The sequence below is a fragment of the Burkholderia sp. LMG 13014 genome (genome assembly GCF_905232215.1).
Classification (GTDB): domain Bacteria; phylum Pseudomonadota; class Gammaproteobacteria; order Burkholderiales; family Burkholderiaceae; genus Burkholderia.
This window is the reverse complement of record NZ_CAJNKE010000052.1, coordinates 1-22,497: the sequence shown is the minus strand read 5'-3', so window position 1 is coordinate 22,497 and position 22,497 is coordinate 1. Positions and strand designations below refer to the sequence as shown.

Sequence of the window (22,497 nt, the reverse complement as noted above, 5' to 3'; positions counted from 1 at the left end):
CGCGTGCAGGACTGGATGCGCGAACACTCGCTCGTCATGCAGCCGGCCTTGACCGCGCTCGTCGTCGTACAGGCCGTCGCGATCGTGCAACTGATGCGCGGCACCGAGCAGGACACAGTGCCGGACACTGTCGTGCGGGGTACGACAGGCCAATGCACCGACGTGTGGGTCACCTTCCGGGACGGCGTCACCGAACAGGCGATTCGCCAGTGGCTGACGCTCTACGGCAGCAGCATCGTTGCAGGCCCCGACGGCTCAGGCCGATACCGTATCGCTTCCACCGATGCGGACGCGCGCACGGCGCTGCTGGGAAGCAGCGAAGCCGCACGACTCGCCGCACAGATCGACCGGCCGCAGGGGTGCGCAAAGTAATGTGTTGATGCGGTACGGGGGGCGGGAAAGCTGACGTCGTTGCGTTCAGACGCCACGATCCGGCACCGCGCGTTGCCCGCGACGCCAACAGCACGACGAGTGCCGACCGGCAGACCGGACAACCCGGCCCGCGCTTGCGCTGCGACACATCGGGCGCCTGCCTGCGCGAGCGCCCGAGTCGTGGCGGCAATCGGTCCTGCCGTCTGCGCGACGCGAGCGACGCGGCCTGCCCGCCGCTCACGTATCCGCTCGGATACGAACCCGCCAATTCTCCGCGATGCCATGACATCCGGCTCCCGATCGGGAACGGAACGATCTCCCCGTTTCTCGCACGACACATTCATTTCCGCTTCGGACGCGAGACCGGATTGACCCGGCTGCCACGCGCGCGATATATATTTCAACGACGGGGCGACGGGCAAAGCGAACCTCACGCGCCCCCACATCGTGACCGGAAGCGTCCATGGCGCGCGAAGTGCGAATCCGAGGCTGCCGAGACCCGGCTGTACGTCGAAAGCTTTTGGACAGCTAACCGAATGGATCGGGAAAGACGCAGGCAAGCAAACCCAACATGAAGGCCAATCAATCGTCAGACCGATTGATCCAATCGTCGAGGCAACAGGGGATGTCAGATGTCTTCACGTACGGCATTCAGGACGGCGCTTGACGCAGTTCATCATCTACACGATCCGGTCCCGCCATGGGATGCCATCCTTGGCTCTGCCAAGGAGATCGTCGGTGCAGATGCGGCGACGCTCATCATGTTCAACGGCGAACAGGATCTGCTGCTGATGCATCAGTCGGGCGTCGATTCCGCCGTGGAACGTGAATATCGTGAAGCCTATTTTCAGCACGATGCCATTGCGCAGAAAGCGATCGCGAGCCCGCCCGGACGATGGTGGGACACCGCCACACTGCAGCGCGCCGACGACATGCGGATGCATCCGTTCTACGGCGACTTCATGTCGAGGCATCGCATCGGGCAAATCCTGGCCTATGTCGTACTCGGCGACGCCAACCGGCGAGCCGCGATCGGCTTCCAGCGCCAGACGGCCGGCGACCACGTGCTGGACACGCTGACGGCCGGGCGCATCGCGCAATACTTTCGGACCCTGAGCCGGACCATCGCGGAACGCGAACGACGGAGCGACAGCTACGTCGATACGCTCGATGTGATGCTGGCCGACATGGGGGAACGCGCACTCGTGACGTATCCGAGCGGCCGGCTGCAACGTTGCTCCGCTTCGGCGCGGGACATGTTGCGCACGAACGGGATGCTGACTGCCGACGGAGAAGCGCTGACGCATGACCGCCCGGACACGCTGGCGAGACTGCGAACGACCCTGCTCGACTGTGTCACGACCGGCGCGCATCGGTCGTTCGTCGCGCCGGTGACGTGGGGCAACGCGTTGCGCTTCGACATCGCGCCGACGAACGCGATTCATCGCTTCGCACCCGGCGAAAACACGATACTGATCCGCTTGCGACAAGTCAGTACGTTCAATGTCCCCACCCGCGACGAACTGGCATCGTTCTTCAATCTGACGCCCGCCGAAGCGGGCGTACTGGCTGGCCTGGTGGCGTGCATTTCCGCAGACGACTACGCAGCCATGACCGGCGTGGCCGCACGGACGGTGCGCAATCAGATTGCGTCGTTGATGCGCAAGATGAACTGCAGCCGTCAGTCGGAACTGGTTCGACTCGCGTCGATGCTCCGGTAGCGTGCCCCGCCACGCATCACGTTGCCCCCGGTGCGCTGGCGCTACTGCGGTACGTTTCATTCAGGTAAAACAGGATGCCTGATGAATTCCTGCTGCGTAGCTGTACGATCCGGTAAGCCGCATCCGACGCATTGTTGACGGCAAGAAAGCTGTTGTTGACGGTGCTGCCCTTGCATGTGCCGGTGCCGGACGCCGTCAGGGTCACCGACGTCGTGCCCGGCGCCACCCCGACCACCTGCTGGAAACCACACAGATTCTGATCCTGGCTCTGCACGTTGACTCCCGTGACGGTCAGCGGCGAATTCGATGGCGGCAGCGTGAAATCCACCGTCACCGCCGTCTGCGTGCCCGCCAACGCCCCGCTGCCCGACAGAAAGCTCGCGACGACATCGTTGCCGAGTACCGGGAAATAACCGGAATTGAACGCCGCCTGTGCGAGTGTCGCGTCCGCGAAGGCGTTCGGATTGGTGACCTTGTATGTCCCCAGCACACCGCCGCTCGCATTGTAGAGCGTGAACTGATAGTCCGCATTGGGCGGCAGCGTCGCGACGTTCAATCGGGTCTTGCTCCAGATTCCCGACACTGGCGGTGTGAAGGAGACGCCGCTTTGCGTTGCCCAGTCCCAGCGATACTCGTTGGTGTTGGTGCCCGTGGTGAAGGCGCCGGTTGGCGGCGAGGTTGGCTGTTTGACCGCAATCGCCAGCGCGTTGTCGCCGGCGACAGTCGATTTCGTCAACCACAGCCCGCTGCTGGGCAAACCGGGCCCACTCACGTTTGCGTAGCTGATGTTGGCCCCCGAGCCACTCAGGCTGCCGACGTTCAAGGTTGCGCCTGCATCGAAAAAGCTCACGTCCGGATTGCCTGTCGACACATCGGCGAAGCTATCGTTGAAATGCCGGTATGTCGCTCGGGTCGACACGGACAGGTTGTACGGCAGCTGATTTCCGATGACGTCCCAGGTGCCTGACGGGGTTTGCTGCACCGTGGTGTACAGCGTGTGCTGGCCAAGGCTGCCTTGAGCGGACGAAAGCGCGTAGGGAATACCGATCAACGCTGTGGTGCCGGCCTGATTGCTGGCCACGAGAAACGGCACCGAGCCACCTAGACCCAGGGCGGAAGACGCGAGGTCGGTGTTGTAGGCCGTGATGTTGGTAAAGCCGTTCTCCTTGTAATTTGCGTCAATGATGCCGGCACACGCGGACCCGCTGCCGCCTGCAACGAGACAGGGCTGCAGCGAGGCGGGCAGCGTGCCGAGATAGTTCTGCAACGAGACGAGATTGCTGATGGTGCCTGCGCTCACGGCTGGCACGATCGGTACGTTCGATGGCGTGGACGTGTCATTGAGCGTCAGGTAAGTGGCTTGTTGCGTCGACGCGGCGCTGTCGGTCGGCGTCTTGTAAGCGAGGTAGGTCGCCGCACCCTGCGGGATGATTCGCAGCAAATCGATCAGCGCGTCGGCTCCGGTGTGGTCCGCCGTGAATGCCGTGGCCACCGGATCGTAGGTTGCGGACAAGCCGACCGCAACGAGCAGATTCGCGAGGTAGGTATCGAGCGTGCTGGTCGCATTCGACACGCTTGCAGCGGTCACCGTATTGGCCAGCGTGACCGGCGCCCCGGACGTGACGAAATCCATCGGATTGCCGTCGGGCGTCAACAACGCGGCCAGTGCGGTGGTCAGCGTGGTGACGTTCGCAACGGCGGTCTGTCCGCCCGCTGGCAGTTGGGCGAGCACGGTCACGAGCGGGCTGACCTGACCGGACGGATCGGTCGCGACGAGCGCAATCGGTTGCGACAGTCCGGCGACGTTCAACGTATAGGCTCCGTTCGACCCGGCCTGGGTCGTTGCGGTCTTGCCGTTGACATCGGTCGCGGTGATCGTCGCGTTGGCCACCGGGTTGCCGCCGGCAACCGTGCCCGAGACCGCTGCGTTCTGGCTGCCCGACGGTGCACCACTGTCGCTGCCACCGCCACACCCTGCGAGCATCGCGACTGCAATTCCTGTTGCGACGACAATCGGTTTCGCCAGATTTCCGTGTCCCATGATCCACTCCATTCTTCGCAGTCGATTGATGCCGGACGAGGCTGAGCGGCACGCATGATGTCCGCGCCGATCAAACGAACGCAAAGTCTGGTCTCCGCGCTCCGTCAGTGAATTTATCGGCGAAGACGCGCAAGACGTACATGGTCAATCTTGACTATGCCGCGCGCGCTCGACGGCTCCCGGGCCGATTGCATGCGCGGCGGCATACGCGTGGCGGCACGGGCGACCATGCAGGCATGGCTGACGCCTCGACACGGGCGAACGAACAGGGGTTTGGAGTTTGCAATCGCCGACGCGCAGTCACTACAATACTTTCCGTGGCGGACCCGGTCCTTTCGTCAATTGACGTCCGCGATTCTTCGCAGGAGCACGAAAATGGCGCCTCGCAAGTGGGTCTCGCGCTTGGCATGGGTGGCTACAGCGTCTTTATCGCTGGCACTCGTTTCACCGCAAATCGTCCTGGCCGGCGACGAACCGACTGCGAACACCGGCCAGAACACACCGGAGCCACCGCCGAAGCTCTCCTGGGCAGATCGCATTCGTCAGGCAAAAGTGCGAAAGGGCGAACCGATCGTCCTGATCGTGCATTCGGCCAAGGACTGCGTCTATTGCCAGCGCTGGGAAGGTTCATTGGGCGGCAAAGGGGATTTCGAGTCGTGGGCCAAGACGCATCCCGACGTTCATCTGTTCATCGTGGAACGGGAGGCCATCGCCGCGCCCGAAACCATCGACAGCTATCCCCCCGTTGTCCAATGGCTGTTTGAGCGACGCCAGCGACTGGGCAACCTGTCGCCAGGCACACCCACCTTCGAAATATTCGTCAGGCGCAATATCGTCTGGAAGTCGTATGGCTTGCATTCGTGGGACCGCGACGCGTTTCCGGCATTGAAGGATCTGGACAGCCGCCGTGTATCGGCGGATGTCGAATAGATATCGTGGAAAAGATGTGAGCCTGTTTTGAAAGGTATGCTCTGCCTCATCAAAAATTTCGGATGGCGAATCAACCTCGCTCAATTGGAGTCGGTGGCTTCCGATAATGCACGTTGATAGTCGGGATCGTGGCGGTGCGCATCGTGTCAGCCTCCCTCATGCGCGTGTTGCCGGTTCGGGCAGCGTGATGCCCTTGCGCACGGCAGGCCGCTGTGCCACCCGCTCATGCCAGACGCTCATGTGCCGGTGCCGGCTGAAATCGAAGCCGATGATGCGGGCGATGTGCGTCCAGCCGAAATGCGCAATGTCGGCGATGGAATAGTCGTCCCCGGCCAGATACGGGTGCCGGGCCAGATGACTGTCGAGCACGGCGAACACGCCTTCCGTCAGGCGGCGGTAACGCTCGATGGCGGCGGGTAGCTTTTCCTCGGCGAACAGCTCGAAGTGCACCCGCTGCCCGATGATCGGGCCGACACTGGACGAGTGGAATTGCAGCCACTTGATCGCCTCCCAGCGTGCCGCCGGCTCCTGCGGCAGCAGCCGGCCGGTCTTCTCGGCCAGGTAGAGCAGGATGGCGGCCGACTCGAACAGCGTGATACCGGTGTCATCATCGGTGATGACCGGAATGCGGCCATGCGGGTTCAGGGCCAGGAAATCCGGCTGCCGGTGCTCGCCCGCTTCGATGCGGACATGATGCAGGCGGTAAGGCAGCGCCAGTTCTTCCAGGGCAATCGTTGCCTTGAAGCCATTGGGTGAGCTGTCGGTGTAAAGGTCGATCATCGCGTCACGCCCAAACGGGTGGCTTGCCCAGGCAGGATGGCTGCCGCGCAAACCAGGCCGACGAGAACCATGCAGGCGGAAACGAGGATGGCGTAGCTGAAACCTTGGGCCGCGCTGCCGCCACTGGCGAGGACGGCAATGCTCACGGCAACACCGACCGCAAGACCGACTGCCGAGCCGATTTCCTGGGTGGTGGTGAGCATTCCGCCCGCCAGGCCATGATCGGCAGAATCGACGCCTTCGATGCCGGCGACTGTCCAGGCAGGAAAAGCGACGCCATAGCCGATGCCGGCCAGCAACGTGCCAGGCAGAATGGACGTGCTCCACGAGGCATCCGCCGACAACGATGTGCCCAGCAATGCAAGACCGCCGATGAACAGCGCCATCCCGCCAAGGATGACGGGCTTGGTGCCCATTCTTGCGATCAGGACAGGCCCGACCCACGCGCTGGAGAGCGTGAAAGCGGTTGCCATCGGAAGCAGGCCCAGCCCGGTCTGTGTTGCGGTAAAACCCAGGACCTCCTGCATGTAGAGCGCGACCACCACGAACGTCGGCCCCAACGCGGTATTCGCCAGCAGGGAGACGAGGTTCGCCCCGCCCGTCGAGCGCCGCCAGAAAATCGGCAACGGCATCAATGGAGATGCGACCTTGCTTTCCACCTGCACGAAGGCAGCCAGCAGGCCCAGCGCCAGCAGAATCAGCCCGAAGGTCGCAGGGGATGCCAGGCCGAGGTGCTCGCTATTGGCAAAAGCGAAGACCAATGTTGCCGCGCCGCTGGCAACCAGCACCGCGCCCCATACATCCAGGCGGCCGGACGCGGTGTGGGCATCCGGCTTGCCAAGCGGCAGTACACCCGACAACGCGATGACCAGCACACCGACCGGCACGTTGATCCACAACACCCAGCGCCATCCCAGCACGTCCGTGATGATGCCGCCCAGGATCAGGCCCGCGACGAACCCACTGGCGGCCACCGCCGTCCAGGCGCCCAGCGCCCGGTTTCGTTGCCGAGGGTCGAGAAAGACCACCAGCAGCAACGAGAACGCCGCAGGCGAAAACATCGCGGCACCCAAGCCTTGCATGGCACGCGTGGTAATCAGCATCGCCGGGTCTTGTGCGAAGCCGCCCAGCAGCGAACCCGCCGTAAAGAGCGTCAGCCCGATCAGAAACATCCGCCGCCTGCCAAACATGTCGGCAGCGCGGCCGCCCAACAGCAGAAAGCCCGCGATGGCTACGCCATACGCATTGATGACCCATTGCAACCCGCCGGGCGTGAAACCCAGGCTTTGCTGGATTTGAGGCAGCGGGATCATGGTGATGGAAAAGTCGAGCAACGCAACGAACTGCGTCGTGCAAAGCAGGATCAGGCATAGCCGCCAATGCGGATGGGTCATGGTTGTCGTCCAGTCAATGTAGTTTTACTAAAGCAGCGCATCGTCCATAAACTTGTGCCATCATCGCCTTGGCTATGAGTTATCAGAAGCGATCATTTTTGCGTTCAGACTTTAGAAAATCTAAATCAAATGGCTGCATCACTCCCCCTGCAAGCGCTGCGCACCTTTGTTGAAGTCGGCCAGCGCGGCAGCATCAAGGCTGCTGCCGAAACGTTGCACGTCACATCCGGCGCGATCAGTCAGCAGATCCGCTTGCTGGAAGACCGGCTCGGGATGGCGCTGTTCACTCGGGAGCGGCAGGGGTTGCGTCTGACCGAAGCCGGGGCCAGCGTGCATCCGTCGTTGCTCGAAGCCTTTGCGCAAATCGACAAGGCCGTCGATAGGCTGGAAGCGATCAAAGGACGCCAGACCCTGACAGTCAGTACCGTCGCCACCTTTGCCGCATCGTGGCTCGTGCCGCGCCTGGGGCGCTTCAACGAGCGGCATCCGCAGATCGAAGTGCGGGTCGAGGCGACTTCGGCGCTGGCGGACATGCGCCGTGACCGGGTGGATGTGGCACTGCGGCATGGGCTGGGACACTACCCTGGCCTGGAAGTCACTCGCCTGATGGCTCCGGTGTTGGTGCCGGTGGCCTGCCCCGGCCTGGTGGCCGACAGTCATGCCGTCAAAGAACCGGGAGACTGCCTGAACTACCCGCTTCTGCACGATTGCGACCGGGCTGACTGGCCGCTGTGGTTCGCAGCGCACGGCGTGACCGACGATCCACGGGCGGAGCGCGGCACTGCGTTCGAGGACGACTACCTGCTGATCCGGGCGGCCGAGGCCGGTCAAGGACTGGCCCTGGTGCCGCAGGAATACGCACGCGAGGAAATCGCCGCAGGGCGTCTGGTGCAGGTGCTGGACAAGCCCTGGCCGGCACGTTTCGCCTATTACCTGGTCACGCTGCCGGGTGCGATGCAGCGCCCGGAAGTCAAAGCGTTCGCGGATTGGATCGCGGAAGAAGCGAAAGCATCGGCCTGAATCAAGTCCTTCGTTATCGGTTCTTCTTTGTCGTCGCCCCACCGCCGAACTGCCGAACTGCCGTATCGCCGCCGGATCCGGCAATGGCCAGGTTGTCTGCCGCGAATTGAATCTGCACCGCGCGCAGCGTCGCAAAGCGCGGTGTCAACGCCCGTGCGGCGCCATTGCAGCGCCGCCAGCCCCGATCACACGTTGCACCAGACCTGAACTCGAACGGGAAATCGCGCTATAAAGATAAGTATTCTTATCACAATAGCACGATCATATATCCAAACCTGCGTTTTCGCGAACGCCCCGCATGCAACGGGGCGTCCGTCTTTCAGCGCCCGATCGGCAGCCCCGTCGGCTCGATCCAGCCCAGCTTGTAAGCGATCAGCAGCGACAGGAACAGCGTGACCGACAGCCCGACGCGGGCCGCAAGCGACCATGCCATCCGCTTGGACTTGCCGCGATCGTGATTCATGAAATACAGCGCGAAGATCAGGCTCGCGATGATCATCGCGAATGCCACGGAAACCAGCAGAGTTTTCATTGGTGATGCCCTTGAAGATCGGAATCGGCCTGAATCAGTTCGGCCAGTTTTTGCCGCTCGTCGGCGAGGCCGCCAACGCCCGACGCCGGCCAGTCCAGCGCGACGCCATTGCCCAGCGAATCGCGCACGAGCGCCTGGTAGCGCCGGTCGTTGATCCGGTCGTGGTCCATCGTTTCCGAGATCTCGCGCCGGAATGGCAGCGGGAAACTCGCGTACGCGCGCGACAGCGCCGCATATTGTCTCGCATCGATCTCTTTCGACGATGGTATGACAGTCCAGATCACCACGGCCACGATGGCCGTGAACGGGATCGCCGTGTAGCGAAGAATGAACTTGATCGGGGTCATGAAACGGTGGACAGAAGTGATCGCGAAGGCGGGCGGCGCGGCCATCCGGCAGCGAAGCCGCCGTCAGGCCGCGCCGCATGACATTGTACTGAAAGCCCTATGCGGCTAACAGAGTATGATAATGTGATTATCATTTTCGTCACATAATTCGAGAGACCCGGCGCCCATGCGCAGGCGGCGTGCCCGCCCTGCCGCCCGGCGCCGGTCTTCATGTCCGTGCCCGCGATCCGCGGCGATTGAGCGAAGCCCTTATGCCAGCGCAGTACTTTCGAAACCTGACGGGAAAACACCGCAGCGCGACCGCGAACCGTCAGCTCGGGTTTTCGCTGGCGTTCGTCGCCGGCGCGGCCAATGCCGGCGGCTTCCTCGCGGTCAAGCAATACACGTCGCACATGAGTGGCATCGTGTCGGCGATCGCCGACCAGACGGCGCTCGGCGACGTGCGGCTCGCGCTGGCCGGCATCAGCTCGCTGGGGTCGTTCCTGGTCGGCGCCAGTTGCTCGGCGATCCTCGTCAACTGGGGCCGCCGCCGCGGCCTGCACAGCCAGTTCGTGCTGCCGCTGCTGGTCGAGGCCGCGCTGCTGCTCCTGTTCGGGCTGCTCGGCAGCCACCTCGCGCTGTGGGAAACCTTCTTCGTGCCGGTGACCGTGACGCTGCTGTGTTTCATCATGGGGCTGCAGAACGCGACGATCACGAAGCTGTCGGGTGCGGAGATCCGCACGACGCACATGACCGGCATCGTGACCGACCTCGGCATCGAGCTCGGGAAGCTGTTCTACTGGAACCGGTCGGCGGTCGACGTCGACGCGCATGCGGTCATCGCCAACCGCTCGAAACTGCGGATTCACGCGACGATGCTCGCGTCGTTCTTCATCGGCGGTCTGGCCGGCGCGATCGGCTTCAAGCATGTCGGCTACGTGTCGACCGTGCCGCTCGCCGCGGTGCTCGTCGCGCTCGCGATCGTGCCGGTGATCGACGACCTGCTCGCGCTGCTCCGCAGCAAGCGCTGATCGCGCATCAGGAGAGCGCTTTCGGCGGCGGCGCCGAAAGCGGATCGATTATAATTTGATTAACATACCGACCACCCTCGCCCCGCAATGGAAACGAAAACTGCCCGCCTGACCGTCCTGATCGACCCCGCGAAGAAGGAAGCCTTCGAGATGCTCTGCGCCGAGCAGGATCTCACGCCTTCGCAGGTCGTGCGGCAACTGATCCGCGAGTATCTCGACCGCCACGGCGTGACGTACAAGACCAAGAGCGCGCTCGGCAAGCGCGTGAAGTAAGCGCGGCCGCACCGGCCGCGCCCGCGGCGCCGGTTACGCGCCGATCTCCCATCGCTCGTGCGGCTGCGCGCGCTGCACCAGCCGCCGAGGCTCGACGCCCTCCCCGGCTTTCATGCGCCGCGCCGTGGCCGCCAACTTGAGCTCGCCAGCCTGGGCGCACGCAAGTGCGCGTTCGAGCAGGATGCGCAATGACGGCAACCGGTTGCCGCCCTTCCACGCAAACGCGATGAAGTTGTTGTCGTCGCCGCATGGCACCAGCGTATACGACGCACCGAACACTGATCGCAGGTGCTCGAGATGCTGCGGCAACGCCGGATCGTCGTCCATGAAGTTGATCGCCAGCACGCCGGTGTCGCTCAGGCGCTCGCGGCATGCAGCCAGGAATGCGGGGCCCGTGCACCGGCCCCGCAGGCCGTCGGCGACAAACGCATCGTGCAGGATCACGTCCGTCCTGACATCCGCCCGTTCCAGATGATCCGCGCCGTCGGCGCACACCACCTTGAACCGGCCATCATCAGCAGGAATCCTGAATACGTCTCGCAGCGCGATCACGTCCGGGTTGATCTCGACCGCGTCGATCGCCGCGCCGGGCAGGTGCCGGTAGCAGTACTTCGCCAGCGAACCGCCGCCGAGCCCGAGCATGCAGATGTGCGCGGGTTCGGGCTGCAGCAGCAGAAAGCCCATCATCACGCGCGTATAGCCGAGTTCAAGCCGCCCCGGATCCCGGAGCGACATGAAGCTCTGCGTGCCGAAATGGTCGAAGTGCAGCGAAAGCGCGTGCTGCGTTTCCAGCACGAATGGTCGGCCGTCGTTCAGCGGCGTCGCCAGGAATCTGACGAACGCGTCGTAGGAAATTCGTTCCTCGGCCATGTGCGGATAGTGAGTTGCAAGCGGTCGATCGGGACGTGCGCGCTCAGACTTTCTTCAGGTAGCAGGCCTTCAGCATGAAGCCGCCCATGTCGGTCTTGCAGTCGACCTCGTGATCGCCGCCGACGAGGCGGATGCTCTTGACCTTGGTACCCATCTTCAGCGTGATCGACGAGCCCTTCACGCGCAAGTCCTTGATCAGCACGACGGAATCGCCATCCGACAGCACGTTGCCGTTCGCGTCCTTGACGACGTCGCCCGCCGGTTCGTCGCCCGCTTCGGCGCCGGCACCGGCCGACCATTCATGGCCGCAGTCCGCGCATACGGTCAGCGTGCCGTCCGGGTAAGTGTTTTCCATCGCGCATTGCGGGCAGGCGGGGGCGGCGTTCATTGCAGCTTCCATTCGGGAGGAGTTGGGTCGTCGAAATAATGCCGGGCGCGCTCGCAGCGTCGCCCGAATGGCCAGAAGGCACGCGCCGACGGATCGGCGGGCCGCCGTCGGCGCACACGACATTATAATGCAATTCACATATCTTGCCCTCTGTATTATAATTCTCGCTTTCGGGCCGTTCGCCGGACTTGCGGCCCGTTTCACCGAGAATGCCGGCACATCCAAGCAGGATGACATACCCCGGCTGCGCTGCCGGTCGCCCTGAGTCGTACGGGACAGCGCGTTTCACGCGTGCCTGGCGCACTGCCGGCCCGGCGCCGCACACCGATTCCGACGTCCCGTCCAGAGGCTTTCCGACATCGTGGCAACCGTTGTGTACGTTGAAATCGGCCCCGCGTGGAACCGCAACCGCGGCTACGCCGCACGAGAAGCAGCCGTCGACGCGGCGCGCGGCTTCGCAAGCGACATCCTGCTGATCGCGAACGGAATCAGCAGCAACGCGAAAGACGGCGCCGCCATCGCGGCGCTGCAGGTGCACGGCGGCACGTCCGCGCAAGTGCTGGCCACCGGCCCCGACGAGGAGGCGGCACTGCAGGCGCTACTGCCCGTGCTGCAAGCGCGCTGACATCGCGCGCAACCCGATGTCATGGCATCCCGCCCAACCCGAATCCCCACTTCACGAGGAAGCGATGAGCGACAACTTCACGTCAAACACCCCGAACCTGTCGGCGTCCGCCATCTGGGCGCTCGAACGCCTCGCCGACGTCCGCTACGGGCGCGATGCGCCGGCACTCGGCTGGTCGATCGCGCGTGAGCTCGTCAGCGCAGGCTTCGTCAGCCATTCCGCACATGGCCGCTCCGGCGCGTCGATCACGGCCGAAGGGCGAACCTTCCTGAAGAGCCGCAAGTAGATCGCCAGCGGCGGTGAATCAGCTCGATCCTTTTGGAGCACCGTATTGGCAAATGTGCGTCTCATGAGGATCGTTCCGCGCTTGTAAAGTGGCGTCACCCCGAACGAACGGGCATCAGGCAGCGTTCCGATCAGGAAGCCAGTGATGCACCGCATCGTCGTCCTGGCATCGAATCCGCCGCCGGGGCAACCGCCGGCGTCTGCGTACAAGTCCGCAAGGTCGCCGGCAGCACCGCTCCCTTCCTGTTCGCCGCCGCCGCCGATGCGGCGGCGTCAATTCCGGCCGCTCGGCGCAGCGCCCGTCCGTGCAAGGGTTTTGCTATCATTCCGGCTCCCTGTCTTGCCGAAATGGACATGCCCGCTCGTAGAGTGCCGCCGTCGCTTGCCGTCGATCGCACGCCGTCGCTCGTCGAGGAACATCGCCGCCCGATCTGCCAGCGGGTGCGCGGACGGGACACAACCAGCGCGGCATCGACGTGCTGACGGCCTGGCCGTCTCAAGCTGCCTCCTTTCCGGAAATCACGATGCTGCCTGTCTCCTCCCCGCCCGTTCTCGACACGCCGCGCCTCATCCTCGAAGGCCATCCGCTCGGCGACTTCGATGCGCTCGCCACGATGTGGGCCGAGCCGAAGGTCGTCGAGCACATCTTCAACGGCGAGCCGTCCGCGACGCGTGACTCGTGGATGCGCATGCTCGCGTATCGCGGGCTGTGGCCGCTGCTCGGTTACGGCTACTGGGCGATTCGCGAGAAGGCGTCGGGCCGCTATGTCGGCGATCTCGGCTTCGCCGATTTTTACCGTCTCATCGAGCCGTCGATTCGCGGCGTGCCGGAAGCCGGCTGGGCACTCGCGACGTGGGCGCACGGCAAGGGCTACGCGACCGAGGCACTCGCGGCCGCGCTTGCGTGGCTCGACGGGCAGCAGCGGTTCGAGCGCAGCGTGTGCGTGATCGCGCCGACCAACGTCGCCTCGATCCGCGTGGCGGAGAAAGCCGGGTATGGCGAGCCGAAGCGGATCCGGTTCAACGACACCGACTCATTGCTGTTTTCGCGCGCGAGCCGGTAAGCGACGATCGCGCACCGGCCATCGCCAGCGCGCCGCATCGGCTTGCGGCGCCGGTGCTTGATCCCCGCTCACCGCGCGACCGGTTCGTAGAGACGGGTAAAGCGCCCGTTGTCCATCGGCCAGCAGTTGCCACGCTCATCCATCAATAGCCAGTCACCCGGTTTCACCGGACACCGGCCTTCCAGCGTGGCGACCGCCCGCCCCCTTCGCGGGGCGCCACCCGATCATGGTCGCCATCGACGCACCACCGTGTTGCATCGACATCACCGATGCGTTTTCTCAATCGCATACCGCCACCGAAACGCTGAGACGTGACAGGCACCTCCATCGACCCGTCCGCGTATTGAGCATGTGCATCGCCGCGGAGCCGCGAAACTCATGCGGGCCATGAACGGGATCGGGAGGCCACAGCCTCCGCCCCGGGCAACGGCGGCTGCGCCACGCACCGGGTTTCGTGCAACGCCTTCCGGCCATCGGTGACACGTGTTTGCAGCGCTTCCCGTGCTGCGGTGGAGATCCGGATATCGATCTCCCGCATTGCCCGGATCGCCGTGTGAGCCTCGTCCGGTTGATCGGGCGCGAGCGTCATCAAGAGCACCAAACGGGTTTCCGCAGCCCCGGACGGTCTCGCTCCAGTCGACGCGGACGACCGCGACTTCGATCACATTCCTGAGCACCTGGAGCCTGTGGATGACGTGCAACAGCAGAATTTCGCATTCCTATTCGTCGATCGGGCCGTCGACAGGAACACCGGAACACCCCTCGAAGGCCGCTGCGGCGTCAACGCCGATCCGCACGCATGCAATGGCGGCAGTCACGCACCGGGTGCGGGTCGCCGCGAGTACCGGTCGTCGCCGTTGTCTTCACCCGGTCTTTGACAGCGGGCCGGACACGCGTCTCGTCCTGTTCCTCATCAATTGAAGAACTGTAAGGAGCCTTGAAGGTAGATCGTGTAATATTTCGTAATGATCTGTCGAGTAATCTTTACCTGGCCTGAATCGAGTGGCGTAGCGGCGTCCGCACCAGCCGATTTCCGCCAACGTTTTTGCCCGAACGGCGCCGGGTCGGGGTTCTGTCCCGGCGACGCGCCGGATATCGCGCCGACGCATTTTGCCCGATCGTCGAGCCGTTCGTCGGCGTTTACTGCAAGGCGGCAAAGATTTCCGTTTCGACAGGTTCAGCGGACGATGCAGATATCGTCACATTCCTCTGGAATGTTACGCAGTATTATCCGCGTCGCTTCGGCTACCACGCGTTCGGACTGGGCCTAACCGCTCGCCACTTTTCCGTTTTGCCCCCTCGTTTAGCGATGCCCATCCGAATCCTGCTCGTTGAAGACGACGTTCAATTGTCCATACTGACCGCAGACTATCTGCGCAAGCATCAGTACGAAGTAGACACGCTGCTTGACGGCACCGATGCCGTGTCGACGATCGTCACGTGCCGCCCCGACCTGGTGCTGCTCGACATCAACCTGCCGGGCAAGGACGGCTTCGAAATCTGCCGCGAGGCACGCTTGCAGTACGACGGCATCGTCATCATGATGACGGCCCGCGACGAACTGTTTGACGAGCTGCTCGGCCTGGAATTCGGCGCGGACGACTTTCTCCATAAGCCGGTCGAGCCGCGCATTCTGCTCGCGCGGATCAAGGCCCACCTGCGGCGGCTACGCTTGCGGCCGGTTGACTGCGTGCCGGCCTCCCCGCAGCGATTCGAGTTCGGCAAGTTTTCGATCGACCGGGCGGATCGCAAGGTTCGCCTTCCTGACGGTAGCGCGCCGCGCCTGACGTCAACCGAATTCGACCTGCTGTGGGCCCTTGCCTGCCGCGCCGGCGAGGTGGTCAGCCGGGAAGACCTGACGGTGCTGTTGCGCGGCATCGAGTTCGACGGCTTCGATCGCTCGATCGACGGCCGGATCTCGAAGCTGCGCCGCAAGCTGCTCGATGACATCACGGAACCGAAGCGGATCAAGACGATCCGCAGCAAGGGCTATCAGTTCAGCAAGCACGCATGGGAATAGCGCGGCATACGGGTCGGCACGCTGCTTCGCGTGCGGCCTGTCGTGACACACGAGCGCACGCGTTGACCAGCCGCGCACTTGCCACTGCACGCGTGCAGCACCTGCAGCCGTTGCCGTTCGGGGTCGCGCACGTCGAGGCCGGCACGCAACCGGACACCGTCACGTGCCGTTCGTCTTCTCGCCGAGCGCGGTGACGGGCGTTTCCGGATCACGCGCAAGCCCTTGCGCGAACACCTTTAATCCTTCGAGCAACGGCGTCAGCGCGTCCCACAGCGCTTCGTCGTGCAGCAGCCGGTAGGCGCCACGCACGCCGGGTGCGACATGCGCATGCTGCGCCGGTTGCCATGCGCCAATGTGGTGCAGCGCGTCGGCGGCCGCGAATACGGCCTTGCCGAACTGCTCCGGCGGAATGCGCGACAGCGCCATCAAGAGCACCGCGAGATTCTGCATGCCGCTCTGCATGCCCGGCTTGTCGAGCGCATCGACGAACGTGTCGGCCAGCCGCGCGTTCGCGCTGACGACCTCGCTCGCCAAATGCAGGAATCCATGCCGGTGCAGGCTACCGAGCAGGTGTTCGAGCGCGTCGTGCGCACCGGGCTCCGCGTGCGGAGGGTTCGTGTCGGGGGACTGACCTTCGGTCATCGGCTTTCTCCGGTTGGGACGCCACGTGGCCGTCACGACGGCTGCCACGCACGCCGGTTGCGTCTCGCTCATCGGCCCCCCGTGCCCGGCAGCCGCCGCCGCGATGCGTGGCAACGGGCGAGGCAGGTGCTCGAACCGCGCGCCGTTTACGCCGCGCCGGCTGCTAGCGCCGTTTCCATCGGCGAGCCATGCGCCCGCCTGTCGAACGGCCGTGTCGAGACGCGCCGACCGGCCGCCGCCCTACCGCATGTTTCCCGTATGCCCCAGCGAATAGCGCCCCGGCTGCGGCCACACCGTCAGGCCGTGCGGCTCCATGCCGACAGGAATCGACCGGACCGCGCCGTTCGCGGTGTCGATCGCGTAGACGACGTCATCGAAGCGGCCCGACAGCCACAGCGTCTTGCCGTCCGCGCTGACGTTGCCCATGTCGGGGCTGCCGCCACCGGGGATCGGCCAGGTCGCGACCACCTTGCGCGTGGCGAAATCGAGCACCGATACGCTGCCCTTGCCGTGGCGCGGCCCGTGGACGAGATTGGAGCCGCGATTCGCGATATAGAGCCTCGTGCCGTCGCGGCTCGGATACAGCCCGTGCGTCCCGACGCCGGTCGGGATGAAACCGATTTTCGCGAAGCGGTCGCCGTCGACGACGTATACGCCGTCTGCCATCATGTCGGCGACATAGAACACCTTGCCGTCGGGCGACACGCGGATGTCCTGCGGCATCCCTTTCCGGTCGAGCTCGAGGTAGCCGATCACCGTGCGGTTCACGAGATCGATTTTGGCCAGCTTGCCACCGAACTCGCACGTGAAGAGCGCATACCGGCCGTCGATCGAAAAATCGGCATGGTTGATGCCCTTGCATTGCGGGACATCGAGGCTCGACTTCAGCGCCATCGTTTTCGGGTCGCGGAAGTCGAGCCGCGCATGCGCCTCGGCCACCACGATCGCCTCCTTGCCGTCGGGCGTGAAATACATGTTGTACGGATCGTCGACGCTCACTTCCTGGCCGGGCTTGCCCGTCTTCGGATCGATCGGCGTCAGGCTGCCGTCGGTCCGCCCTTCCGCATTGTTCGCGACCCATAGCGTCTGCAGATCCCATGCCGGCACGACGTGCTGCGGACTGCGGCCGACGGCGAACCTGTCGACGACCTTGTACGTGGCCGGGTCGATCACGTAAACATCGTTCGATCTCAGGTTCGGCACATAGATCCGTGGCAACGCACCCGACACCGCCACGCTCATGCGGCCGGCCTGCGCCTCGCTGTACAGGTTGTCGGGGTTGATGACGGGCGGCATGCCGGGTACGGCCGCAACGGCGGACGCCGCAATCGCGCTGCGGGCGCAGAAGCCGGCAAGCGCTGCCGCAATGACGATCGCGAGACGGGGGAAGCGGAGGTGACGGCGAAAGCGCGGTTGCATGACGGGGTCCCTGTTCGATTGAATGGAACGACGGCAAAAGTAGCGCGACGGCGCGGCTGCATCAGCGGCCGGCGATTTCCTTTCTGATTGCGTCGACGGTGCGCGACACGGTGGCGTCGGTGCCCAGCCGGCCGAGCTCGACGCTCGCATGACGCGGATCGCCACCGTAGACGCCATCGACGGCACCGGGCTTCGCGGCATTGCGCAGCTTGTCGGCCCGGACCATGCCTGGCGCGACCGCCAGCAGCAGCGACGTGTCGGCCAACCCCGCATGCGTGCCGATATCCGCGGCCGGCACGCCGTGCTCGCGCAGGATCTGGTCGTAACCGTCGGAACTGGTGCCGTAATACGCGGCCGGCACGAACGCGCGCGCGCCCGTGCCGGCCCACGACTTGTTGAGCCGGGCGACCGACTGTTTGATGTCGTTCTGGTAGCCGCCGTGGTCGCCGAGAAACACGATGTTCGTGAAGCCATGGACCCGGAAGCTGTTGGCTGCGGATTCGAGGGTCTTTTCGAAGACGTCGTCGGGCACGGTGATCGTGCCCGGGAATCGCATGTGCGACGTCGGCGGCGCATAGCCGCCCTCGGGCACATAGGCGATGACGGGCGCGACGATCGCGTTGCCGAGGCCTTCCGCGATCCGTTCGGACAGCACCCTGACCCGCGCATTGTGCTTGCCGAGCGCGACGTACGGCCCGCTTTGCTCGGTCCCGCCGATCGGAATCAGGATCGTGGTCTTGCCGGCCCGGATGCTGTCGCGCAGTTCGGTCCAGGTCATGTCTTCGAGTTGCACCGTTCCCGACGCCTGGGCGAGCGCGGCTTGCGCGACGGTGAAAGCGAGGGCGGCGAAGATGGCGCGTGGCAGGCATTTCATCGCGGATTCTCGGCGGAAGGAAAGAGACGACGTTGCGTTCCCTCGCACCATAAACGAACTCGCCCGACTTGTCGCCGAGTGCGGAGCAACGACTCGTGTCGACGGCCATGAGAAAACGCTTCTCCGTGATTCCGCTTCTCATTTCCATCGGACATTTCTTTCAGGAAAATAATCCGATCATTCCAATTTGAAAGGATCAGGCCCGCGCGGATGGGACGTTAATTCACGGCGATCACGCACTCTAAAAATATATTGGTTATGCTTATCGAAGCGTATTGACTTCACAATATCGCGCCACCTAAAATTTAAAGGTCTTCACAAAAGGGGCTGATACCTTGGACAGTTGCAGTAGTCGATCTTCGAACAGTTTCGCTGCCTGATCGGCAGGACGTCCGCGCTCCCTTTTCCCAGCCGCCGTCTTGCCATCAGGCAGACGGTGCGCGCCCGGCAACACCCTCCGTGCACCTTGTTGATTGACGCCTTCTGGCGCGTGCGTTCGCGTGCGCTCCACTTGGGCACCGTGTCGCGAGCATCGGCTCGCGGCCGCATTCGTTCGCGCCTCGATCATTCATTCGCAGGCGCGTGGATAAACACGTGCGCAGCCATCGTGCGTACCAATCGTTCGCAAGGAACCGAAATGCCCGGCACCGACAGTTATCCCTTATGTCATTCATCGCCAGTGTTGTCATTCACTGAGGAAAGCGAGTAGACCCCAGTCGGCGCGCCCATGATGCGCGCGATTTCCGTGTCTGCTGGCTTTTCGCAATCACGCGTCAAGCCAGGCGCACGGAGCACGATCATGAACTTCGGCCTTCTCCTGTCGAATCTGCCGCACATCGACGATTCGCGCGTCTGCTACGACGCGATGCTGTCGCTCAAACCACGCGAATCGCACCGGTTCGCCGCTTTCTGGCTCGGCCTCAAAGCCCTCGTTTCGTAACCGTTCACGCCCCGCTCCCGCATACGCAAGCGACACGATCGTTCGACGATTCGCGTCCTTGCGCATACCGGCGGCGCCTACCCGTTTCGCTCATCGCTCATCAGGGAGGAAAACAAAATGTCGGTACCTGCCAACATCTCACCTCGCGACACTGCGCACGAACGCAGTGCCGTCCTCGACGAAGCCCACCTCGGCGACATCAAGGGCGCGCTCGGCACCATCGCGCACCACGACGTCGCGCCACGCACCAGCTGGTGGGCCCGCTTCCGGACGCTGCTCGCCATTCTCGGCCCCGGTCTCATCGTGATGGTCGGCGACAACGACGCCGGCGCATTCGGTACCTATACGCAGGCAGGGCAAAACTACGGCACGACGTTGCTATGGACCATGCTGCTCCTGGTACCGGTGCTGTTCGTCAACCAGGAAATGGTGCTGCGGCTCGGCGCGGTCACGGGAGTCGGGCACGCGCGGCTCATATTCGAGCGATTCGGCAAGTTCTGGGGGGCGTTCAGCGTCATCGACCTGTTTCTCCTGAACGCGCTGACGATCGTGACCGAGTTCATCGGCATCACGTTCGTACTCGACTTCTTCGGCGTATCCAAGATCGCGGGCGTGTGCATCGCCGCGGCACTCACGATGGCAGCCGTCAGCACGGGCAATTTCAGGCGGTTTGAACGCTTCGCCGTGTTCCTGTGCCTCCTGAGCCTGCTGCTGGTGCCGGTGCTCGTCTCGATCCACCCGCCGGTCAGCCAGATGGCGCGCGACTTCTTCATTCCGAACTGGCCCGCGCATTCGAAGCTCTCCGACGTGATGCTGCTCGTGATCGGCATCGTCGGCACGACGGTGGCACCTTGGCAGCTGTTTTTTCAGCAGAGCTACGTGGTCGACAAGCGCATCACGCCGCGCTTCATGAAGTACGAAAAGGCGGATCTCTGGATCGGCATCGGCTTCGTGCTGGTCGGCGCCGTGGCCATGATCGCGTTCTGTGCGCAGCTCTATGCCGGCAAACCCGAGTTCGGCAACTTCACCGATGCCGGCGGCATCATCAACGGGCTGGACAAATACGCAGGCCACACGTCGGCCGTGCTGTTCGCCGTTGCGCTGTTCGACGCCGCGATCATCGGCGCGGCAGCCGTGTCGTTGTCGACCGCCTACGCGATCGGCGACGTGTTCAAGATCCGCCATTCACTGCATCGCAGCGTGACGGATGCAAAGGGCTTCTATCTCGTCTACTTCGGCATCGTGGCCGCCGCCGCCGCGATCGTGCTGATTCCCGGCAGCCCGCTCGGCCTGCTGACGGAAGCCGTGCAAACGCTCGCCGGCGTGTTGCTCCCGAGCGCGACGGTATTCCTGCTGCTGCTCTGCAACGACAAGGCAGTGCTGGGCCCGTGGGTCAATTCGAAGAAGCTGAACGTGTTCACGGGCGCGGTGATCTGGGTGCTCGTGATGCTGTCCATCATCCTGACGGCCTCGGTGATGTACCCGGACATGAGCGGACAAACGATCCTCGACATGCTGGCCGGCGGCACGCTGCTGGCCATCGTCGGCTATGCGGCGACGGTCGCCGTCCGCAAGCTGCGACGTGACCCCGCAGACGGCGCGGGGACGGTGCAGGTGTGGCCGGAAGGCGCGCGAGACACGTGGCGGATGCCGCCGCTCGACGAGCTGCCGCCGCCCCGCCTGACCCTGGCCAAGCGGGTCTGGATGGGCGTGTTGCGCGGCTATCTGTTGCTTGCCGTGGCGCTCGTCGTCGTCAAGGTCGTGCAAATGACGTTCATCAAGTAAGCATCGCACTGCGGCATGCATGCGCCGACATGCGTGCCGCAGGCCTCGTCCACGCGCCTGCCATCCGCCGGGTGTGTGGCAGGGGTGCGTCCAGGTCAACAAGGAACCGACATCGTGAGCCGGATTCGTATCGTCTCAGCACGTTCCATGCGATTGGCAGGGCGACAGGCCCGCGTGCGCCTGTCGCGTGTACGCCGTACGTTGCGTCACGCGCCGCTCAGCCTGACCGAGCGCGTCCTGCTCATCCTGTGGGCCTGCATGCTGACGTCGCTGGTCTGGGCGTCGTTGCTGGTCGGGCTCGTTCGCGCCATGCGCATCGCGCCGTGATCACGCCAGACAAGATCATCAGGATGCCTTTATATAAACCATGAGCATTCAATCGCAGTTCACACTTCAACCACGGGAACAACAGATGAAGCAATACCTTTACGTCGCAACACTAGCCGCCGTTGTCGCACTCGCTGCATGCAGTCATGCCGACGACGATGACGTGCCCAGCACTCCCGCCAACGCGTCATCCGCGTCGGCGCCGGCTGCGGCTGCGGATAGCGGTACCGCGGCGTCGGGCACGTCGGCCGCGGCAGACGACCCGGCGGCGTCGGAGGAAGCCGCTTCGGCGTCACCGGCTTCCGGCGCCAGCCAGTAACCCCGGGCACCTGGCCAGACGAGGGGCGATACGCGTCAAGTCACGCCCGCGTAGCGTGGTTTGACGACGGCGCCCCCGGACATCGCGAGACTGCGTTACCTGTGCGAATGGGAGTCTTCGACATGAATCACGCACACCCGCTTCACAAGACAAGCGTCGCACCGATCCTGGGCGGCATGGTGGCGCTCGTGTCGGCACTGACGATCCTGGGCAGCGTTTGCCGTTCACCCTCCGCCGCCCCGCCCGCCACGTCCGAAGGCACGCCCCGCACACCGGATGCGCAACCGGTGCATTGCCTCGTCTACGGAAAATACTGTCTGTCGGCCTTGCTGCACGGCCAGTAGGTTCGCCGTGATGCATCGCCTGGGCGGCGCTTCATCGAGACGCCGGACGCCGCGCTGACGAAGGGCCCGCGATTCGTCGCACGCGGGTGCCGGCTAGCGGCCCGCCGCCGCGCTCAGTTGCTCGACGATCGGCCCCAGCGCAAGTGCCGGCAAGTACGTGAGCGACGCGACCATG

Annotated in this window: 25 protein-coding genes; 15 read left to right on the top strand and 10 right to left on the bottom strand. The window is 64.1% G+C overall.

The features are described from left to right. On the top strand, positions 1-372 hold a 372-nt coding region (locus JYJ84_RS09485; RefSeq protein WP_205189170.1), incomplete at its 5' end, for a hypothetical protein. Positions 373-1,133: 761 nt separating this feature from the next. Next, positions 1,134-2,093, top strand: a complete 960-nt coding sequence (locus JYJ84_RS09480; protein WP_205183238.1) for a helix-turn-helix transcriptional regulator — start codon at positions 1,134-1,136, stop codon at positions 2,091-2,093. A 16-nt stretch (positions 2,094-2,109) separates the two neighbouring features. On the opposite strand, the gene JYJ84_RS09475 is transcribed toward JYJ84_RS09480, so the two are convergent. Beyond that, positions 2,110-4,134, bottom strand: a complete 2,025-nt coding sequence (locus JYJ84_RS09475; protein WP_175220553.1) for a hypothetical protein — start codon at positions 4,132-4,134, stop codon at positions 2,110-2,112. Positions 4,135-4,509: 375 nt separating this feature from the next. On the opposite strand from JYJ84_RS09475, the gene JYJ84_RS09470 reads away from it, so the two are divergent. Beyond that, on the top strand, positions 4,510-5,064 hold the full coding sequence (locus JYJ84_RS09470) for a hypothetical protein (protein ID WP_175220555.1): 555 nt from the start codon (positions 4,510-4,512) through the stop codon (positions 5,062-5,064). A gap of 156 nt (positions 5,065-5,220) precedes the next feature. On the opposite strand, the gene JYJ84_RS09465 is transcribed toward JYJ84_RS09470, so the two are convergent. Further along, positions 5,221-5,844, bottom strand: a complete 624-nt coding sequence (locus JYJ84_RS09465) for a glutathione S-transferase family protein (protein ID WP_175220557.1) — start codon at positions 5,842-5,844, stop codon at positions 5,221-5,223. Next, positions 5,841-7,238, bottom strand: coding sequence for an MFS transporter (locus tag JYJ84_RS09460; protein ID WP_175220559.1), 1,398 nt, complete (start codon positions 7,236-7,238; stop codon positions 5,841-5,843). Before JYJ84_RS09460 ends, JYJ84_RS09465 begins: the two co-directional genes overlap by 4 nt. 129 nt (positions 7,239-7,367) lie before the next feature. Between JYJ84_RS09460 and gcvA the strand changes: the two genes are divergently transcribed. Then, the gene (gene gcvA / locus JYJ84_RS09455) at positions 7,368-8,258 is read left to right on the top strand and encodes a transcriptional regulator GcvA (protein WP_175220561.1); all 891 of its coding nucleotides are present in this window, start codon (positions 7,368-7,370) and stop codon (positions 8,256-8,258) included. Positions 8,259-8,577: 319 nt separating this feature from the next. Here gcvA and JYJ84_RS09450 read toward each other — a convergent pair whose 3' ends face one another. Next, positions 8,578-8,790 (bottom strand): twin transmembrane helix small protein, encoded by a 213-nt coding sequence (locus JYJ84_RS09450; RefSeq protein WP_006489184.1) that lies wholly within the window; start codon positions 8,788-8,790, stop codon positions 8,578-8,580. Beyond that, a complete protein-coding gene (locus JYJ84_RS09445; protein WP_175220563.1) occupies positions 8,787-9,137 on the bottom strand; it encodes a hypothetical protein in 351 nt (116 codons plus the stop codon). Before JYJ84_RS09445 ends, JYJ84_RS09450 begins: the two co-directional genes overlap by 4 nt. 251 nt (positions 9,138-9,388) lie before the next feature. Between JYJ84_RS09445 and JYJ84_RS09440 the strand changes: the two genes are divergently transcribed. Next, positions 9,389-10,147, top strand: a complete 759-nt coding sequence (locus tag JYJ84_RS09440) for a YoaK family protein (protein WP_122949778.1) — start codon at positions 9,389-9,391, stop codon at positions 10,145-10,147. Positions 10,148-10,234: 87 nt separating this feature from the next. Further along, positions 10,235-10,420, top strand: a complete 186-nt coding sequence (locus JYJ84_RS09435; RefSeq protein WP_021158209.1) for a ribbon-helix-helix protein, CopG family — start codon at positions 10,235-10,237, stop codon at positions 10,418-10,420. Positions 10,421-10,453: 33 nt separating this feature from the next. Here the strand turns inward: JYJ84_RS09435 and JYJ84_RS09430 are convergent, their stop codons facing one another. Then, a complete protein-coding gene (locus tag JYJ84_RS09430) occupies positions 10,454-11,290 on the bottom strand; it encodes a spermidine synthase (RefSeq protein ID WP_175220565.1) in 837 nt (278 codons plus the stop codon). A 43-nt stretch (positions 11,291-11,333) separates the two neighbouring features. Then, positions 11,334-11,678 (bottom strand): zinc ribbon domain-containing protein YjdM, encoded by a 345-nt coding sequence (locus tag JYJ84_RS09425; protein WP_031401187.1) that lies wholly within the window; start codon positions 11,676-11,678, stop codon positions 11,334-11,336. Between the two features lie 361 nt (positions 11,679-12,039). Here JYJ84_RS09425 and JYJ84_RS09420 point away from each other — a divergent pair, with 361 nt between their 5' ends. From JYJ84_RS09420 to JYJ84_RS09400, 5 genes are all read left to right on the top strand, one after another. Next, positions 12,040-12,303 carry an HPr family phosphocarrier protein gene (locus JYJ84_RS09420; protein ID WP_226215175.1) on the top strand — a complete coding sequence of 88 codons (264 nt, stop codon included), beginning with the start codon at positions 12,040-12,042 and terminating at the stop codon, positions 12,301-12,303. A gap of 64 nt (positions 12,304-12,367) precedes the next feature. Further along, positions 12,368-12,589: a hypothetical protein gene (locus JYJ84_RS09415; protein ID WP_021158205.1), complete on the top strand. Its 222-nt coding sequence runs from the start codon at positions 12,368-12,370 to the stop codon at positions 12,587-12,589. A 32-nt stretch (positions 12,590-12,621) separates the two neighbouring features. Then, the gene (locus JYJ84_RS09410) at positions 12,622-13,071 is read left to right on the top strand and encodes a hypothetical protein (RefSeq protein WP_175220568.1); all 450 of its coding nucleotides are present in this window, start codon (positions 12,622-12,624) and stop codon (positions 13,069-13,071) included. 41 nt (positions 13,072-13,112) lie between these two features. Further along, a complete protein-coding gene (locus tag JYJ84_RS09405; RefSeq protein WP_174957306.1) occupies positions 13,113-13,652 on the top strand; it encodes a GNAT family N-acetyltransferase in 540 nt (179 codons plus the stop codon). Positions 13,653-14,961: 1,309 nt separating this feature from the next. Next, positions 14,962-15,672: a response regulator gene (locus tag JYJ84_RS09400; RefSeq protein ID WP_174957452.1), complete on the top strand. Its 711-nt coding sequence runs from the start codon at positions 14,962-14,964 to the stop codon at positions 15,670-15,672. A 159-nt stretch (positions 15,673-15,831) separates the two neighbouring features. Here JYJ84_RS09400 and JYJ84_RS09395 read toward each other — a convergent pair whose 3' ends face one another. The 3 genes from JYJ84_RS09395 to JYJ84_RS09385 all read right to left on the bottom strand — a co-directional run bounded on the left by JYJ84_RS09395 (position 15,832) and on the right by JYJ84_RS09385 (position 18,607). Then, positions 15,832-16,314, bottom strand: coding sequence for a DUF1641 domain-containing protein (locus tag JYJ84_RS09395; RefSeq protein WP_174957308.1), 483 nt, complete (start codon positions 16,312-16,314; stop codon positions 15,832-15,834). Positions 16,315-16,554: 240 nt separating this feature from the next. Then, positions 16,555-17,733: a YncE family protein gene (locus tag JYJ84_RS09390; RefSeq protein WP_175220570.1), complete on the bottom strand. Its 1,179-nt coding sequence runs from the start codon at positions 17,731-17,733 to the stop codon at positions 16,555-16,557. 61 nt (positions 17,734-17,794) lie between these two features. Beyond that, positions 17,795-18,607, bottom strand: a complete 813-nt coding sequence (locus JYJ84_RS09385; RefSeq protein WP_175220572.1) for a creatininase family protein — start codon at positions 18,605-18,607, stop codon at positions 17,795-17,797. 799 nt (positions 18,608-19,406) lie between these two features. Between JYJ84_RS09385 and JYJ84_RS09380 the strand changes: the two genes are divergently transcribed. The 4 genes from JYJ84_RS09380 (at position 19,407) to JYJ84_RS09365 (ending at position 22,322) form a co-directional block, all read left to right on the top strand. Further along, positions 19,407-19,547, top strand: a complete 141-nt coding sequence (locus tag JYJ84_RS09380; protein ID WP_175220574.1) for a hypothetical protein — start codon at positions 19,407-19,409, stop codon at positions 19,545-19,547. Between the two features lie 117 nt (positions 19,548-19,664). Continuing rightward, positions 19,665-21,332: an NRAMP family divalent metal transporter gene (locus JYJ84_RS09375; protein ID WP_175220576.1), complete on the top strand. Its 1,668-nt coding sequence runs from the start codon at positions 19,665-19,667 to the stop codon at positions 21,330-21,332. Positions 21,333-21,446: 114 nt separating this feature from the next. After that, positions 21,447-21,659, top strand: coding sequence for a hypothetical protein (locus tag JYJ84_RS09370; RefSeq protein WP_175984774.1), 213 nt, complete (start codon positions 21,447-21,449; stop codon positions 21,657-21,659). A gap of 441 nt (positions 21,660-22,100) precedes the next feature. After that, a complete protein-coding gene (locus JYJ84_RS09365; protein WP_174957313.1) occupies positions 22,101-22,322 on the top strand; it encodes a hypothetical protein in 222 nt (73 codons plus the stop codon). Positions 22,323-22,497 lie beyond the last annotated feature (175 nt).

Coding starts and splice junctions, on each gene's coding strand:
- JYJ84_RS09480 (WP_205183238.1), top strand. CDS start 1,134: ATGTTCAACGGCGAACAGGATCTGCTGCTGATGCATCAGTCGGGCGTC.
- JYJ84_RS09475 (WP_175220553.1), bottom strand. CDS start 4,134: ATGGGACACGGAAATCTGGCGAAACCGATTGTCGTCGCAACAGGAATT.
- JYJ84_RS09470 (WP_175220555.1), top strand. CDS start 4,510: ATGGCGCCTCGCAAGTGGGTCTCGCGCTTGGCATGGGTGGCTACAGCG.
- JYJ84_RS09465 (WP_175220557.1), bottom strand. CDS start 5,844: ATGATCGACCTTTACACCGACAGCTCACCCAATGGCTTCAAGGCAACG.
- JYJ84_RS09460 (WP_175220559.1), bottom strand. CDS start 7,238: ATGACCCATCCGCATTGGCGGCTATGCCTGATCCTGCTTTGCACGACG.
- gcvA (WP_175220561.1), top strand. CDS start 7,368: ATGGCTGCATCACTCCCCCTGCAAGCGCTGCGCACCTTTGTTGAAGTC.
- JYJ84_RS09450 (WP_006489184.1), bottom strand. CDS start 8,790: ATGAAAACTCTGCTGGTTTCCGTGGCATTCGCGATGATCATCGCGAGC.
- JYJ84_RS09445 (WP_175220563.1), bottom strand. CDS start 9,137: ATGACCCCGATCAAGTTCATTCTTCGCTACACGGCGATCCCGTTCACG.
- JYJ84_RS09440 (WP_122949778.1), top strand. CDS start 9,389: ATGCCAGCGCAGTACTTTCGAAACCTGACGGGAAAACACCGCAGCGCG.
- JYJ84_RS09435 (WP_021158209.1), top strand. CDS start 10,235: ATGGAAACGAAAACTGCCCGCCTGACCGTCCTGATCGACCCCGCGAAG.
- JYJ84_RS09430 (WP_175220565.1), bottom strand. CDS start 11,290: ATGGCCGAGGAACGAATTTCCTACGACGCGTTCGTCAGATTCCTGGCG.
- JYJ84_RS09425 (WP_031401187.1), bottom strand. CDS start 11,678: ATGAACGCCGCCCCCGCCTGCCCGCAATGCGCGATGGAAAACACTTAC.
- JYJ84_RS09415 (WP_021158205.1), top strand. CDS start 12,368: ATGAGCGACAACTTCACGTCAAACACCCCGAACCTGTCGGCGTCCGCC.
- JYJ84_RS09405 (WP_174957306.1), top strand. CDS start 13,113: ATGCTGCCTGTCTCCTCCCCGCCCGTTCTCGACACGCCGCGCCTCATC.
- JYJ84_RS09400 (WP_174957452.1), top strand. CDS start 14,962: ATGCCCATCCGAATCCTGCTCGTTGAAGACGACGTTCAATTGTCCATA.
- JYJ84_RS09395 (WP_174957308.1), bottom strand. CDS start 16,314: ATGACCGAAGGTCAGTCCCCCGACACGAACCCTCCGCACGCGGAGCCC.
- JYJ84_RS09390 (WP_175220570.1), bottom strand. CDS start 17,733: ATGCAACCGCGCTTTCGCCGTCACCTCCGCTTCCCCCGTCTCGCGATC.
- JYJ84_RS09385 (WP_175220572.1), bottom strand. CDS start 18,607: ATGAAATGCCTGCCACGCGCCATCTTCGCCGCCCTCGCTTTCACCGTC.
- JYJ84_RS09380 (WP_175220574.1), top strand. CDS start 19,407: ATGAACTTCGGCCTTCTCCTGTCGAATCTGCCGCACATCGACGATTCG.
- JYJ84_RS09375 (WP_175220576.1), top strand. CDS start 19,665: ATGTCGGTACCTGCCAACATCTCACCTCGCGACACTGCGCACGAACGC.
- JYJ84_RS09365 (WP_174957313.1), top strand. CDS start 22,101: ATGAATCACGCACACCCGCTTCACAAGACAAGCGTCGCACCGATCCTG.